The organism is Azonexus hydrophilus (assembly GCF_905120355.1).
In the GTDB taxonomy this organism is placed as follows: Bacteria; Pseudomonadota; Gammaproteobacteria; order Burkholderiales; family Rhodocyclaceae; genus Azonexus.
This window is the reverse complement of record NZ_CAJHOB010000004.1, coordinates 65182-79968: the sequence shown is the minus strand read 5'-3', so window position 1 is coordinate 79968 and position 14787 is coordinate 65182. Positions and strand designations below refer to the sequence as shown.

The 14787-nt window shown below is 61.7% G+C and carries 8 protein-coding genes; 3 read left to right on the top strand and 5 right to left on the bottom strand.

Annotation, left to right across the window (positions count from 1 at the left end):
* Positions 1-56 precede the first annotated feature (56 nt).
* The 3 genes from JYJ39_RS04180 to JYJ39_RS04170 form a co-directional block, all read right to left on the bottom strand.
* Positions 57-1583, bottom strand: a complete 1527-nt coding sequence (locus JYJ39_RS04180; RefSeq protein ID WP_205202296.1) for a TolC family protein — start codon at positions 1581-1583, stop codon at positions 57-59.
* A gap of 42 nt (positions 1584-1625) precedes the next feature.
* On the bottom strand, positions 1626-9230 hold the full coding sequence (locus JYJ39_RS04175) for a Calx-beta domain-containing protein (protein WP_205202295.1): 7605 nt from the start codon (positions 9228-9230) through the stop codon (positions 1626-1628).
* Between the two features lie 158 nt (positions 9231-9388).
* Complete coding sequence (locus JYJ39_RS04170; RefSeq protein ID WP_205202294.1) at positions 9389-10090, bottom strand: winged helix-turn-helix domain-containing protein; 702 nt, start codon at positions 10088-10090, stop codon at positions 9389-9391.
* A 259-nt stretch (positions 10091-10349) separates the two neighbouring features.
* Between JYJ39_RS04170 and parC the strand changes: the two genes are divergently transcribed.
* Entirely contained in the window at positions 10350-12668 is a 2319-nt protein-coding gene (gene parC / locus JYJ39_RS04165) for a DNA topoisomerase IV subunit A (RefSeq protein WP_205202293.1), read from the top strand.
* Complete coding sequence (locus tag JYJ39_RS04160) at positions 12665-13474, top strand: class I SAM-dependent methyltransferase (protein WP_240189534.1); 810 nt, start codon at positions 12665-12667, stop codon at positions 13472-13474. The genes parC and JYJ39_RS04160 overlap by 4 nt, the downstream gene beginning before the upstream one ends.
* Before the next feature lie 30 nt (positions 13475-13504).
* Here JYJ39_RS04160 and JYJ39_RS04155 read toward each other — a convergent pair whose 3' ends face one another.
* Together JYJ39_RS04155 and JYJ39_RS04150 are read right to left on the bottom strand one after the other, a co-directional pair.
* Entirely contained in the window at positions 13505-13795 is a 291-nt protein-coding gene (locus JYJ39_RS04155; RefSeq protein ID WP_205202292.1) for an RnfH family protein, read from the bottom strand.
* Positions 13796-13797: 2 nt separating this feature from the next.
* Positions 13798-14244 carry a type II toxin-antitoxin system RatA family toxin gene (locus JYJ39_RS04150; RefSeq protein WP_205202291.1) on the bottom strand — a complete coding sequence of 149 codons (447 nt, stop codon included), beginning with the start codon at positions 14242-14244 and terminating at the stop codon, positions 13798-13800.
* 60 nt (positions 14245-14304) lie between these two features.
* Here JYJ39_RS04150 and smpB point away from each other — a divergent pair, with 60 nt between their 5' ends.
* Positions 14305-14754 carry an SsrA-binding protein SmpB gene (smpB, locus tag JYJ39_RS04145; protein WP_205202290.1) on the top strand — a complete coding sequence of 150 codons (450 nt, stop codon included), beginning with the start codon at positions 14305-14307 and terminating at the stop codon, positions 14752-14754.
* Positions 14755-14787 lie beyond the last annotated feature (33 nt).

The window sequence follows — 14787 nt, the reverse complement described above, 5'->3', positions numbered from 1 at the left end:
TGAAACAACGTGGGCGGAGTCCGCGAACACCGCCCACGCTCAAAAGCACAGCCCGCTTATTTCGCAGCGCTCTTGAACACCAGGCTCTGCCATTCCTGCATGGTGCTTGCCATGGCGCCCGCCAGGGTTTTCACGTCATTGCTGTCGATGGTTTCCGGCAGCACATCCAGACCCACCGAGTTGTACACCCGTCCCCAGGCCGCCTGCGCATTGCCGTAGGAGGCATAGCGCTGGTATTCAGCCAGCAGGGCGCGCGCTTCGGCACGGATCAGTTCAAGCTCGGAATCGGCCTGGCTGCTGGCGCTGGCACTGGCGAAGTTGTGCAAGCGCTGGTCAACGCGCAGGCTTTCTTCGGCAAACTTCAATTCCGACAATGCCAGGCTGTAACGCTGCACGCCCACACGAATCTGCGTCAGCACCGCCATCGACAAGGCCATCCGGCGCATGTCATCGGTCTTGTTCTGATGCTCGTGCGCAGCCTTCAACGCCGGGTATTGCGCCAGCTTCAGGATGTTCCACGACAGACGCATACCCAGATCCGACCAGTGGCTGTTGTAGTTGTATTTGTTGGAATCGTATTGCAGGCCCGCATCCAGGCTCAGATTCGGCCACAGCAAGAGTTTTGCCGCCTTGATGTCATTCTCGGTGACGCGCTTGCGGTACCACTCTTCCATGATTTCCGGACGCTTTTCCAGAGCCATCTGCTCAAGATCCTCCAGATTGCCCGGCACCGCCGGCAAACCCAGTTCCTTTTCTTCCGCCAGCGTATAACGCGTCCCCGGCGGAATCGACATCAGCGCGGACAGCTCGGCCCGGGCCAGTTCGAGATCCTGACGACGCAGGGTGAGCAGATTCACCGCATCGAGCAAGGCGCGCTGGTAGGCCAGCACCTGCGGCTGCGGCATCAGACCATCCTTCTCGACCTGCCGGGCCCGATCCAGCGCTGTATTGACCCGTGCCAGCAGGGCATCGACGCGACCAATCAAACGCTGCGCCCCGAGGGCGCGCCAGTAACTGTTACGCACATCCTGCAACACGTTCTGCGCCACCTTGCGCCGACGCTCTTCCGCCATCAGCACCTGGTCAGCCTTCTGCTGCGCACGGTAGTAGGAGACGCCGAAATCGAGCACGCTCCACGAAAAGGTCAGGTTGGACAGGGTCCGCTCACGCTCCTGCGAGGTGGAAGGCCGCAGGGAAACCTGGCCATCCTCGATCCCGACCGAGGTGCCGCCCGAATCGTTATTGCGCCAGGCATAACCTGCCCCCGCCACCACGCGCGGCAGCATTTCATAGGTCGAAACGTCATGCAGGCTGCGCGACAGCGCGCTTTCCATCAGCTTGAGCTTGTAATCGAGGTTGTATTTCAGGGCCCGCGCCGCCGCCTCGTGGAAGGTGATGGCCCCCGTCACCGGTTCCTGTTCGGCGTACATCTGAACACGATCCTGCGTCACCCGCGCCTTGATCTCCTGCTGCTCGAACGGTACCGGCGCCAGCGAACCACAGCCGCTCAGGGCCACAGTGAAACAGGCCGCCACCAGCAGCGCCGGGCGGGTGAAACAGGTCTTCATGTAGTTGCTTTGCATTGTCTTCTCTCGATCCATTGTTGAATTATTGAATTCCAAACATCACACCTTGCGCGCTGCCATCGGCAAACGAGCGGCGCCACTGCGCAACTGCTCGTTGAACGAGGGGGCGGCAACACCGCCGCTTGCCCGCGCCGCCGCCCTGTCAGGCTGGCCTGCCGCTCTGGCAATCTGCGGCTGCGTGGCCGGCGCATCGCCCTGCCCGTTCTCGGCCACCGCTGCAGACGCTTCCCCTGCGGCCTTCTTCAGCTTCTTGCGCTGCTCTTTCAACAGTTCGGAAATCTCGGTCGCCGGCTGACTGAACAGGCCGGGCGACGCCAGATAACCATCGCTACCCAGGCCCAGGCGGCTGTAGCGGCCTTCGACCGTGCTGCGCAGGAAGCTCGCCACGCTTTGCGAATCACGGATGGCATGGCTCACGAACAGATTGGGGTCCTGGCCCAGGCCAGCGCCCAGCGACACCGGCGGACGCTCACCCGGCACCGCTGCCGACGGATCGCTGAACCCACGCGGATCGTCCTGATCACGCTGCGCCTGCGAGCTCGCCACCTCGCGGTTGACATAGACGATGGGGTGGAAGGGCAAGGGCATGCGCTGGACATTGTCATGCCGCTCGTTAGCGAAATACACGCTCGGATCGGTAATCACCGGCCCATTCAGAATGGAAATCGGCGTCTGCGAACCCGCCGGCCCATCCAGCGGCGACGGCGGCACGGAGTCGGTCGGCGGCGGAGCAACCACGGCCCCTGGAGCTTCCGGATTGATCGTGATGGTCAGCACTGCGGTACTGGTATCGCCATCTTCATCAGTGATGGTGTAAGTCACGTGATCCTGCAGTTTGAAGCCGTCGGTCAGCGTGGCGACGCGCGGATCGGCGCGGTCCAATTCATACACATAGCTGCCGTCCGGCTGCACGGTAATCCAGCCGTATTCGGTCTTGATGCGCGTATTCACATTCCCCGAAACGTCCGCCGTGCCGCTGCCCGCCTGGATGCCGGTTACCTGGCTGGTATCGCCGCCGTGATAGTCGTTGTCCATCACGTTACCGCTGACCGAAGGGGTCACCTGGAGCAGGTTGTTTTCGTCGTTACGCGCCAGCGGCTCGTCGTCGAGAATACGCACGATCACTGACCCAGTGTTGTTGCCGCCGTCGGTATCAGTCACGGTGATGTCGATCTGGTCGGTCACCTGCTGCTCGCCCGGGCCCGGAGCGTGCACCTGCGGCGTATGCAGTTCATACTCGTAAGTCAGGGTATAGGTACCATCCCCATGGTCCTCGAAGCCGGTCACCCGGACATAACCCTTGTTGGTATCCACGGGTTGCGAAGGATGGTCGGGGGTGAAGGTTTGCAGTTCGGTGAGAGTGAACCTGTCGTTGTCGCCAATATCCACCGTGTCAATCGGCTCATCCGACGTGATCGTCACGGTGCCCGTCGCCTTGCCGGGTTTTGCCGGGTCCTTGCCGACCAGACCGCCTTCATGGACGGTGATGTCGCCATCGGCAGGCCCGTTTTTGTCATCCACCGCAATGAGGGGACCGGCGCTCTTGTCGGCAATGGTGCCGACACCGGTGGCGCTCTTGCTGGCATTGCTGGCGTAATGGGCCGTCAATTTGAAGGTTTCATTACCTTCCGTGTAAACCTCGTCGTCCTCGCTGCTGATATCCACCCGCACCAGAATCTCGCCGTTTGCCGGAGCAACGGGGCGGCTGCCGGTACTGCCGTTCCAGGTGTAGCGCGTCCAGGTGGCGCCGCCGTCGGTGGAGTAATCCATGACGAAGCCGCCCGTGGTGGCGGAATGGCTATCGCCGTTGGCCAGCCCGAGGTTCACCAGTTCACCCGGTTCGACGTCGCTCACATTGAAGAACACATGGTTGGCGTCTTCCTTGACGCTGCCTTCATTGACGTTGCCGCCGGAGAGCTTGCCGCCGTTGGTGATCTGGATGCTGCGATCGTCGTCGAAGCTCAGGTTGGGCACTGCCGGGCCAGTCGGCACCTTGGGAATCAGCGTGTCATTGACCGTGCCTGGGTCAGCCGGATCGCCAGGGTTCTTGGGCTGACCGGGACTGCCGGAATTTTCAGGAATCCAGATCGTGCCGGTGCCGTCGTCCTTGATGGTACCAATGCCGGTGGATTGCTTACCGCCCTGGGTTTTGGCGGTCAGGGTGAAGGTTTCGCTCTTTTCAAACTCAGCATCATTGACGATGGTCGTGCGCACCAGGAAGGTGCCGCCAGCCGGAATCGCGGTCGTGGTCGTGCCTTCGATCCAGTCCGTCCACTGGCCGCTTGATGTATCGAAATACTGCAACTGGGTGCCGTAATCCGCCCCGGCAGTAGCCTGTTTCGCGCCTGGCGAACCGTCATCGCCCAGCAGCAGACTGGTGATCGGCGTGCCGGTGATGCCGCCGACTTCAAAGACGATCCAGCCGGAGCCTTCATTCACCGTCGGGCTGTTGACGCTGACCGGGCGGTCGTCGTCGAACTTGACCACAGCCGGATCGACTGTGCCGGGAATACTGCCGGAGGGTGTTTCCGGGGTAATCGGAGTGAGCTTGCCGTTGGGCTGATCCTTATCCTCAGGCACCCAGATCGTGCCCCGCCCGTCGTCCAGAATGGTGCCCACGCCCGTGGCGCTGTTACCCGTAGGCAGGCTCGTGTTGATGTCGTTGAGGGTGACGGTGAGGCGGAAGTTCTCGCTGACTTCGTAGTCGTTGTCGTTAACCACGGTGGTGCGCACCAGAACCTTGCCGTCGGTCGGGGCGGTAATGCTGCCACCCGAGTAATCCGCCCAGGTCACGCCACCGTCGGTCGAATATTGCAGCGCGGTGCTGCCGTAATCGACGCTGCCGTCGGTGGGGCTGGTGGTGCCGCCCTTGGCCGTGCCGTCGTTGAGCACCAGGCTGCCGATGACCGCCTTGGGCGTGGTGGTGACTTCAAAGACGATGTAGGGCGAGCCTTCGTTGACGATGGGGTTGTTCACCACCGGGGTGCGGTCGTCGTCGCGGGGCTTGTAGTTGCCGTCATCGGGATCGTTCGTGACGGTTTTGCCCGGATCGGAAGGATCGGTCGGGTCGAAAATATCACCGGTGCCGTCGTCGAGGATGGTGGCGGTGCCGGTGACGGCAGAGGCGCTCTGGGGCGTGACCACCAGATCGAAGGTTTCCGCGCCTTCGTAGGTGGTGTCGTTGTAGATGGCGACGCGGACGTAGAGCGTGCCGCTGGCGACGATGGGGACGTCGGCGGTCGTACCGGGGATGTACTCCTTCCAGCTATTGTCACTCGAATCCCAATACTCGAAGCTGTCGTTCTTGTAGTCCTTGCTGCCTTGTTCGACCGCGCCGCTGGGGCCGTTCGGCGAGCCAATGGCGCTGCTACCCATGCCATTGTTCAAGGCCAGCGCGACATTCACAGGACTGCTGCTGTTTTCGTTTTTTACCTCGAACACCACGTAGCCCGAGGCTTCGTTCACCACCGGGTTGTTGACCTTGACATCCACCGCGCCACGGTCGTCATTCGTGCCGCCGGTGCCGGTGCCGTCATCCTTGATGGTGGCCGTGCCGGTCGCCTTGCCGCCGGTGATGGTTTCGGCGGTGAGGGTGAAGGTTTCGCTCTGCTCGTAGCTGCTGTCGTTAACGATGGTGGTGCGTACCAGCACCTTGCCATCCGACGGGGAGGTAATGTTCAGCGCAGTTCCCGGCGTGAAGGGGGTCCAACTCGAACCACCGTCGGTGGAGTACTCGAAAGCGTCCATCAGGTAATCGACGCTGCCATCCGTCGTGCCATGCCCCGTAGCGCCACCCGTAGCCGTGCCATTGGCAACATCCAGCTTGGTAATCTTGTCGCCCGGCTGAGTGGTGACGGTAAAGACCACATGACCGGACGCCTCGTTCACCACCGGGTTATCCACCTGCGGGAAGCGGTCGTGGTCGTGGGGAACGTAGGCCGGATCGCCCGGGTCGGAAGGCGTTTTGCTGCCATCGGTCGGGTCGTAAATATCGCCCGTGCCGTCGTCGAGGATGGTGGCGGTGCCGGTGGTGGAACTGCCGGGGGTGACGCCATCGGTTTTGTAGGGCGTGACCTTGAGCTGGTAGGTTTCCGCGCCTTCAAAGACCGAATCATTGATGATGGGGTTACGCACCAGCAGGGTGCCGTCGGCATTAGTGATGGCCACCTTGTCGCCGGGGGTGTAAGCCACCCAGTTCGTGCCGTTGTAATACTCCAGGCTGTTGGTGTAGTCCACATTGCTATCGGCGGTGCCGGGTACCAATTCGAGCGAGACGATCTGACCTTGCACGCCCTGCACGGTAAAGACGCCGTGCGGCGAGGCTTCGTTCACCAGGATGTCGTTGACGCTGATACCGGAGTCTTCGACGGTGGCGGTCTTGACGTTGTTGTTGATGCCGCCGTTCTGGTAATCGCCGTTGATACCGGGGTTGGTGGGGTTGTCGATACCGTTGCTGGGGTCAGCGGGATTGCCACTGAACGGATCGGTGTATTCCACCCTGATCTCATCGCCACGCTTGAGCTTGAAGCTGCCGTCGTGATCGGAATCGCTGGCGTTGCCGGTGCCCCTGACGGTGTTGACCTTGCCTTCGAAGATGCCGGTATTGACGCCGGTTTCGGTGAGGGTGACGGTTTCCTTCTCGCCGGTGGTGGCGTTGGTGAGGATGACGGTCAGGGTCTGGGCCGTGGCGGCATCCTTGTTCTGGTCGTTATCCACGACACGCAGCCATATTTCATTGCCGGGTTCGTAGCCGCTGACCGGGGTGCCGCCTGGACCGGAGATGAAGAAAACCTCACCGTCGGTGATGGTGCCGCGGAGGTCGATTTTGCTGATCTTGTCTTTGGTCACGCCATCGGCTTCCAGCTTGACGCTGTTGCTGACGATGAAATTGGCGTCGGCCAGGGTTTTGTCGATGCTCTCGTTGATCGTCACCTTGTAGGTGAACTGGATGTAGCCGCCGATTTGCAGGCCGGTTTTGCCGTTGCGGTCGATGGCATCGGTGATGGTGTAGCCGGCCACCAGCGCCAGGGCATTGCCATCGAAATCGGTGAAGGTGTCAACGCCGTTGCTCCCCTTGCTGGTGTCGACCGTGACGCCATCGGCCAGATAGTAGGTTTTGGTGCCGCCGCTTCCATCGCTGACGATTTCCCAGACCTTCTTGCCGTTTTCATCGAAGGAGGTGAGCGTCAGGCTGTTGGGGACGTATTCGGCGCTGCCGGCGGGTTCGATCGTGTCGGTGATCTTGATGTTGAGCAGTTCGATGACGGCGCGGTTGGTCAGGGTGATGGTATATCTGACTTCGTCACCGGCCTCGATCACGCCATTTTCACGGCCATGGTTGACGATTTCGGCGGCCTTCTTTTCCAGCACGTAATCCGGGTAGGGGCTGATCGTGGTGCCCATGTCGAGATAGGGGCTGCCGGTATCGGCCACGCTGGCATCTTCACCCCAGGCGGCAGTGATCAGGGTGCCGTCCAGGGTGTAGACGACCAGGCCGGTCTGGTTGTTGTCCGAGGTGTCGCGCAGGCGGTAGGACTGCAGGCGGTCGATCTTGTAGACGCTGACCGAGCCCGTCGACAGGCTCGCATCCTTGGCGACGGTATTGCCCTGGGCGTCCTTGAGTTCGGTGGTGGCGCTGTCGATGTAGAGCCAAGTGTCATCCACCGCCGTAACCCACACCGGGCTGCCGTTCTTGCCGGAAATAACGCCGTTGGAATCCGCGGTATTGCCGTTACCCGGCCCCCAGGCGACGACGAAACGGTCGGTCAGGGTGCGTTCGGCCACCAGCGAATAGCTCCAGTCGCGGCTGGTGGTGGGGTCGACGGTGGCGACGGCGTAGAAGTTCTTGCCGTCGGCTGTCCAGAAATGCGCCGCCGAGGCGGGCATGGCCACTACCCTGGCCGAGTTGGCGGCAATGGTCACCGTGTTGGTCGTGACGGTTCCGCCGGCACCGCGCGTCTCATAACTGACCGTAATGGCATCGCTGTTGTTGTTGTAGAGGTAGATATGGGAGGTGGCCCCGCCGACGGTCGCCACCGGGGCGTAGTAGCTGTTGCCCCAGCTTTCGGTCGGCGCGATGCTGTACCAGCGGTTTTGCGAGGTGTTGCTGCCGGAGAGCATATTGACGCCAATGGCTTTGTTGGCAGTCACCGTGGTGCCGTCGTTGATGACGGCTTCGGCATCGTTCAGCCCGGTACCAGCCTTGAAGGTGCCGCCGGTGACCAGACCCTTGATGTAAAGACTCTGCCCTTGCTGCAAAGTACGAGTGATGGACTTGCCGCCGCCCAGATCGACGGTGACTGTCGTGTTGTCCTCGTAGGCCATGATGTAGAGGGAGTTTTTCTGGAAGATCGAGTTACCGCTGATCTTGGGTGCTTCCGTGGTATCCGAGCCGACGGGAATGACGAATTCCTTGCCGGCATTGCCGACGTCGATCACGTTCACCGCACCGCCGACGATGGTGCCGATCTTGGTATCCCAACCGGCACGGGTAACGGAAATGGCCTTGGTGGAACCGATCTTGTCGCGGCCATCGAAATCGACGGTTGCAAGCGAGTTTTTGTTCACCTGGTTGCGCAGGATGAGGGACTGGCCCTGGGCGGTGACGCCATTGACCGTCTGGCCATCGGTGAGCGTCACCCCTGTCTTGACGTCCGTCCAGACGCCATTGTTGTAATACCAGATTCTGGTCGTGGCGGACTGCGGATTCTTGATGTCGGCCTCGTAACCGTCTTCCCAGTGGTCATACACCACATAGGTGTCGTTGCTGGTGGCGGTAATGGCGATGATGCTTTCGATCTTGTTGTCGCTGCTGCTGCTGTAAATATTCTGGATGCCCGACCAGATCTGGTCTTCCGGCATGGGCACGAAATGCACCTGGGCGATGTTGTAGGGGCTGGCGCTTTCCACTGCGAGCGGCACGCCATCGATCGCCAGGGTGTGATGATCGCCACGAATCTGGTTGGCGGCGAGATCGGCGTTGCCGGTGGTGAGCAGGGCGGCAAAGGCATGACCTTCGTCGCCCTCGCTGTCCAGACCGCCGTTCAGGCGCTGGTCGATGTCGTGGCCGATTTCCTCGATCAGCAATTGCTGCACCTGTTCGGCATTGGCGCCGGCAAGGTAGCCGGCATTGAGGTAGATCGTCGGCTGCCCGGTGCTTCCCGTGGCGCTGTAGGCGGCGTACAAGCCCTGCAGTTCGGCATTGCTGCGCGTTTCGACGCGGATGCTGTAGCTGCCGTTGAGGACGTCGTTGCGCAGGGCATCGAGCTGGGCCTCCCATTCGGCGCTGCCGGCGTCGGCACTGAAGATTTTGGCGGCCTGGGCGCGGAAGGCGTCGCTGCCCACCCATTCGACCAGCTTTTGCTGCGCCAGGCTGGCGGCATCGCCGAGCAGAAGCTGGTAGTCACTGGCATTGGCGGCGAGGTCAAGCAGCGGCAGGCTGGCCGCCGGTTTTTCCGCCACCTCGCTCGGGCGCGCATCCGCCGCCGGCTGGGCTGCCTGCGGCTGGGTTTCGGCTTGATGCTCACCGGCCGTGTCGAAGTGATCTACCGCTGCAACGGCGCCGGCACCGTCGAACAGCAGGCGCGGTTCAAGTGCGAGGGCGCGGCTGGAGGAGCGGAAAGAGGTGCGGTTTTTCTTCTGCATGGCCAGATCTTTCAAAAAGGAGGCTATTGTGAAAATTTCAGAACTTTTCTTTTATAAGAGAGACATTCCAGTAAGTGAAATTCACAAACTGACACTTTCTTACTTTCGTAGGGGTTTACCAGTACTCCACCCCTCACGCTTCTTTACAAAACCCGGGGTCAACGCTCGCGAGAACGTTGCGAATGCGTCAAAAACATGTAGCCCTGCCCGCGCACGGTGCGTAGTGGCAGGGACACACCTGCCTTGTCGAGCTTGCGGCGCAGGCGTGACAGCATGGTGTCCATGCTCTGCTGATCGTAGTCGTAGGCGTCTTCATTCAAGGCTTCAACCATCTCGTCGCGTGACACGACCTCGTCCGGTGAACGCATCACACGCAGCATGAACAGCCGCTCCTTGGCGGTCAGCTGGAACACATTGCCGCACGGGCCGACAAGCGACCAGCCATCGTTATGGATGCGCCAGGCCGTGTTTTCTTCCCGCATACCTTGCCCCGCAACATAGATGCGTTCGATCAGATTGGGCAGGATGCACAACACCTCACTTGCCGGCGCAGGTTGCTCAACACAGACATCACTGCCCCAGGCATAGCACTGCAGACGCTGGTCGAGGCAGTCTGGCTCGACCAGCGTAATGATGCCCAGCGGTCGGCTGGAACGTCGCAGCGCCGGGATGGCGCCGGCATCTTCCCGCGCCAGCTGCGACGCGTTGATCAGCACCGCATCGCAGCGGCCCTGCAGCAGGTGGAGATAGAGGTGCTTGATATCGGCAAAACACTCGACGTCATAGCCTGCAGCAGATATCTGCTGCGCTAGTTGGTGCTCGGGATGCAGATTTTGGTCAACCAGACAAATATGAAACATAAGTATTCACACCGACAAAAAGGTATTGGAATTAGAAATTCAGTCTGAATATACGGAGGAACGATTTACGCTTCGGTGAAGTAATGTAAAAACAGAGAACCTGAAATTTCTCCCATTGGGGACATAAAAACCCGGCTGCCCCCCACTTTTCACGATCCCCCTCATGCCCGCCGGCCGGTAAATTCACGCACACAGCTGCGCGCAGACCCGCGTACAAATCGGTTAACATCGCCCCCGCCCGAATCACCTCACCCGATCCATGAGCAATCAGCCCGACCTCTTCTTGTCCGCACCGACGGATACACCGCAGCCGCCAGCCCCTCCCCTGCCGCCTGCGGCGCTGGCGGCGGCTGCAGACATCCCGTCGCCAGCCGATTACGCCGCCCGCCGTTATCTTGAATACGCCATGAGTGTGGTCACCGGGCGTGCCCTGCCGGCCAATGCCGACGGACAGAAACCGGTACAGCGGCGCATCCTGTACGCCATGCACCGGATGGGCCTGTACAAAAGCCCCAAGCATGTGAAATCGGCACGCGTGGTCGGCGATGTCATCGGTAAATACCACCCGCACGGCGACTCCTCGGTGTACGACGCCATGGTCCGCATGGCGCAGGACTGGAGCCTGCGCTACCCGGTGGTCGATGGCCAGGGCAACTTCGGCTCGCGCGATGGCGACAACGCCGCCGCCATGCGCTACACCGAAGCGCGGCTGACGCCCATCGCCGAACTGCTGCTCAGCGAACTCGACGAAGGCACAGTGGAGTGGAAGCCCAATTACGACGGCGTCAACGACGAACCCTGCCTGCTCCCCGCCCGCCTGCCCTTCTGCCTGCTCAACGGCGCCTCCGGCATCGCGGTTGGCATGGCCACCGAGATTCCGGCGCACAATCTGCGCGAAATTGCTGCTGCGGCCGTTGCCCTGATCCGCGATCCCCTGACGCCTGAGGATGAGATCCTGCGCCAGGTGCCCGGGCCGGATTACCCGGGCGGCGCACAGATCATTTCCAGCCCGGAAGACATCGCCAGCACTTACAAAACCGGACGGGGCAGCCTGCGCGTGCGGGCGCGCTGGAAGATCGAAGCCCTGGCGCGTGGCCAGTGGCGGCTGGCCATCACTGAATTACCCCCCGGCGTATCGGCCGCCACGGTGATGTCGGAAATCGAAGCCTGCTCGAATCCGCTGGCCAAGGAAAAAGCCGGCAAAAAAGTATTCACGCCGGAACAGCTGAATCTGAAGGCCGCCTTCCTGGCCGCCATTTCCGAAAGCGGTGTACGCGATGAATCGGGCAAGGCGCACGCCGTCCGCCTGGTGATCGAACCGGCCAGCTCACGCCAGGACCAGCAGGACCTGATCCGCCTGCTGCTCGCCCATACCAGCCTGGAAACCAATGCCCCGATCAACCTGACCCTGCTCGGCCTCACGGGGGCTCCCCGCCAGGGCACGCTGTACGACATGCTCTCCGAATGGTGCCGCTTCCGCCTGCAAACGGTCGAACGGCGCACCCGCCACCGCCTGACAGCAGCAGAAAAACGCATCCACATCCTCGAAGGCCGGCAGGCCATCCTGCTCGACATCGATCGCGTCATCCGCGTCATCCGCGAATCCGACGAGCCCAAGGCCGATCTGATGGCGCATTTCAAGCTGACTGAAATCCAGGCCGAGGACATCCTGGAAATCCGGCTGCGCCAGCTGGCCCGCCTCGAAGGCCTCAAGATCGGCGAAGAACTGGCCCGTCTGCGCGAAGAAGCCGCCGGCCTGAACACCCTGCTTGCTTCCGAAGCGGCTCTACGCGCCTGTGTCGCAAGCGAAATCGAAGCCGACGCCAGCAAATATGGCGACGACCGCCGCACCCTGATCGAAGCCGCCGAACGCGTCACGCTGTCGGATGCCAAGAACGTCTCCATTCCCGACGAGCCGACCACACTGATTGTCTCCCGGCACGGCTGGCTGCGTTCGCGCAGCGGCCACAACGTCGATCCGGCGCAACTCAACTTCCGTTCCGGTGACGCCCTGCTCGCCTGCCTGCCCTGCCGCACCATCGATCACCTCGTCCTGCTGGATGACAACGGCCGCGCCTATTCCATTCCGGCTGCCGACCTCCCCGGCGGCAAGGGCGATGGTGTGCCGGCCACCTCGCTGGTCGATTTTCAGGACGGTGGCAAACTGCTGCTGGCGCTGGCCGTCAGCGCGGACAAACACTATCTGGTCGCCGGTCAGGGCGGTTATGGTTTCCTGGTCAAGGGCGAAGATCTGCTGTCGCGTGGCAAGTCAGGCAAGGCTTTTCTCAGCCTCGACGCCGGCGAAAAACCCGCTGTTTTCCAGCCCGCACCCAGTGCCGATGAAATTGCCGTCTTCACCCAGGACGGCCGGGCTCTGGTCTTTCCGCTCACCGAAATCCGTCCGCTCGCCAAGGGACGCGGCCTGAAGCTGATTGCTGCCCAGCCGGGCAAGGAAGCACTGACCGCCATCGAACCAGTGATCGACGGCAGCGCCGGGAAACTCAAGGGCGAACGATTGGCGCTGTGTCGTGGCAATCGCGGCGGCAAAGGCAAGCCCGTGAAAGCCCCTCGCAAGTGAGCGAAACACCCACCCCAGCCACCACGGTACGCGTTGTCGCCCTGACCCCGGACCATGCTGAAGCAGCCCGTGCACTGGCGCTCGAACTCGGCCTGCCAGTGGTCGATAGCGCCGCGACGGGGGAAAACAGCGGTTTCATTCTCGAGCTCGGGCCAGCCGGCCTGCACTTGCGCGAACTGGCCGCCGACGCGCCCGGCCCGCTGCATGTCGACTTCATCGGCGGCGCTGCCGGTCATCGGCGTCAGTTCGGCGGCGGCAGCGGCCAGATGATCGCCCGTGCCGCCGGCCTCCAGCCCGGCATGCGGCCCAGCATTCTTGATGCCACCGCCGGCCTGGGCGGCGACGCCTTCGTGCTGGCGCAACTCGGCTGCCAGCTCACCCTGATCGAACGCCATCCCGTCATCGCCGCACTTCTCGCCGACGGCCTGCGCCGTGCCGCGGAACATGCCGACACCGCCGCCACCGTGGCCCGCATGCGTCTGCTGAACGGCGACGCCTGCTCACTTCTGCGCCAGTGGACAGAAACCGTCCCGCAGGTGATCTACCTCGATCCGATGTTTCCCCACCGCGACAAAAGCGCACTGGTCAAAAAGGAAATGCGCCTGGTCCGCCCGTTGGTCGGCAACGATACCGACGCCCCCGAGTTGCTGGCCGCCGCCCTGGCGCTCGCCAGCCACCGCGTGGTCGTCAAGCGGCCACGCAAGGCACCGCTGATCGATGGCCCGCCACCCAGCCATACTCTGGAAGGCAAATCCAGCCGCTACGACATCTACGCAAAAAAAAGCCTGCGCACAGCTGGCCAGTGAAAGACGAGCAGCCGGAATGCCCCGGCGGACTCAGGCCCCGCCCCCCATGGTCCGCCCCGCTGCCACCCGCTGCCGACGGACGAGCTTTGGATCGGCAGTCAGCGGACGGTAGATTTCCACGCGATCATGTTCGCGCAGCACAGTCTGCAGGCTGACCACCTTGTTCCAGATGCCGACCTTGTGCTGATTGAGGTCGATTGCGGCATGCTGCGCCAGCAATCCCGAGGCGTGCACAGCCTCTTCGAGCGTGCTGCCGGACGGCAGTTGCAGGGTACGGCAATCCTGAATTCCGGGAGCGAGATAGCAGACTTCGACCTGCATGTTCACTGTCCCCCTGCCGGACCATACACCTGTGCAGCACGGCGCACGAAGGCGTCCACGAAGGTGTTGGCGATGTGATTGAAAACCGGGCCAATCACCTTCTCGAACAATTTGCTGGAAAATTCGTAACGCAGCCGAAATTCGATCTTGCACGCCGTTTCACCCAGCGGCTTGAAGGCCCATGAACCTTCCAGCTTGCGGAAGGGGCCATCGAGCAGACGGATGATCATCAGTGTCGGAAAGGTCTTGTCGTTTTCCGTCGTAAAGCTGGATTTCACTGCGTGGTAGTTGATGTGCAGCGTGGCGACGGTTTTCTGTGCATCACGCTGCTTCAGTTCGCCCCGACTGCACCAGGGCAGGAAGGCCGGGTAGTCCTCACAGCGATCGACCAGCTCGAACATCTGGGCCGCGCTGTGTTCGATGAGAAGCGTTTTTTCAACCGATGCCATGCCGCAGAAAACCCTTGTAAACCTGTAGAATCGGCCATTTTAAGGGAACTGCGCGCCGGCATGAGTATCACCGTCAACAAAAAAGCCTTTCACGATTACTTCATCGAGGAAAAATACGAGGCCGGCATCGTCCTCGAAGGCTGGGAAGTCAAGGCCATCCGCGCCGGGCGGATGAACATCAAGGAATCCTACGTCATCATCAAGGGCGGCGAGCTGTTCCTCATCGGCATGCACATCTCCCCCTTGACCTCCGCATCCACCCACAACACGCACGACCCGGTCCGCACCCGCAAGCTGCTGTTGCATGAGCGCGAAATCAGCCGGCTGATCGGCAAGGTGGAGCGCGCCGGTTATGCCCTGGTGCCGATCGACCTGCATTTCCTGCGCGGACGGATCAAACTGGAAATCGGCCTGGCCAAGGGCAAAAAACAGCACGACAAGCGGGCTGACCAGCTGGAAAAGGAAGGCAAACGCGAGGCGCAACGGGCGATCAAGGAAAGAATGCGCTGAGTCCGGTCAGTCGATCAAACACTGCAAAACCTT

What these genes read in the sequence shown, in the direction of transcription:
- JYJ39_RS04180 (WP_205202296.1), bottom strand. Translation starts at nt 1,583, where the DNA reads ATGCAAAGCAACTACATGAAGACCTGTTTCACCCGCCCGGCGCTGCTG.
- JYJ39_RS04175 (WP_205202295.1), bottom strand. Translation starts at nt 9,230, where the DNA reads ATGCAGAAGAAAAACCGCACCTCTTTCCGCTCCTCCAGCCGCGCCCTC.
- JYJ39_RS04170 (WP_205202294.1), bottom strand. Translation starts at nt 10,090, where the DNA reads ATGTTTCATATTTGTCTGGTTGACCAAAATCTGCATCCCGAGCACCAA.
- parC (WP_205202293.1), top strand. Translation starts at nt 10,350, where the DNA reads ATGAGCAATCAGCCCGACCTCTTCTTGTCCGCACCGACGGATACACCG.
- JYJ39_RS04155 (WP_205202292.1), bottom strand. Translation starts at nt 13,795, where the DNA reads ATGCAGGTCGAAGTCTGCTATCTCGCTCCCGGAATTCAGGATTGCCGT.
- JYJ39_RS04150 (WP_205202291.1), bottom strand. Translation starts at nt 14,244, where the DNA reads ATGGCATCGGTTGAAAAAACGCTTCTCATCGAACACAGCGCGGCCCAG.
- smpB (WP_205202290.1), top strand. Translation starts at nt 14,305, where the DNA reads ATGAGTATCACCGTCAACAAAAAAGCCTTTCACGATTACTTCATCGAG.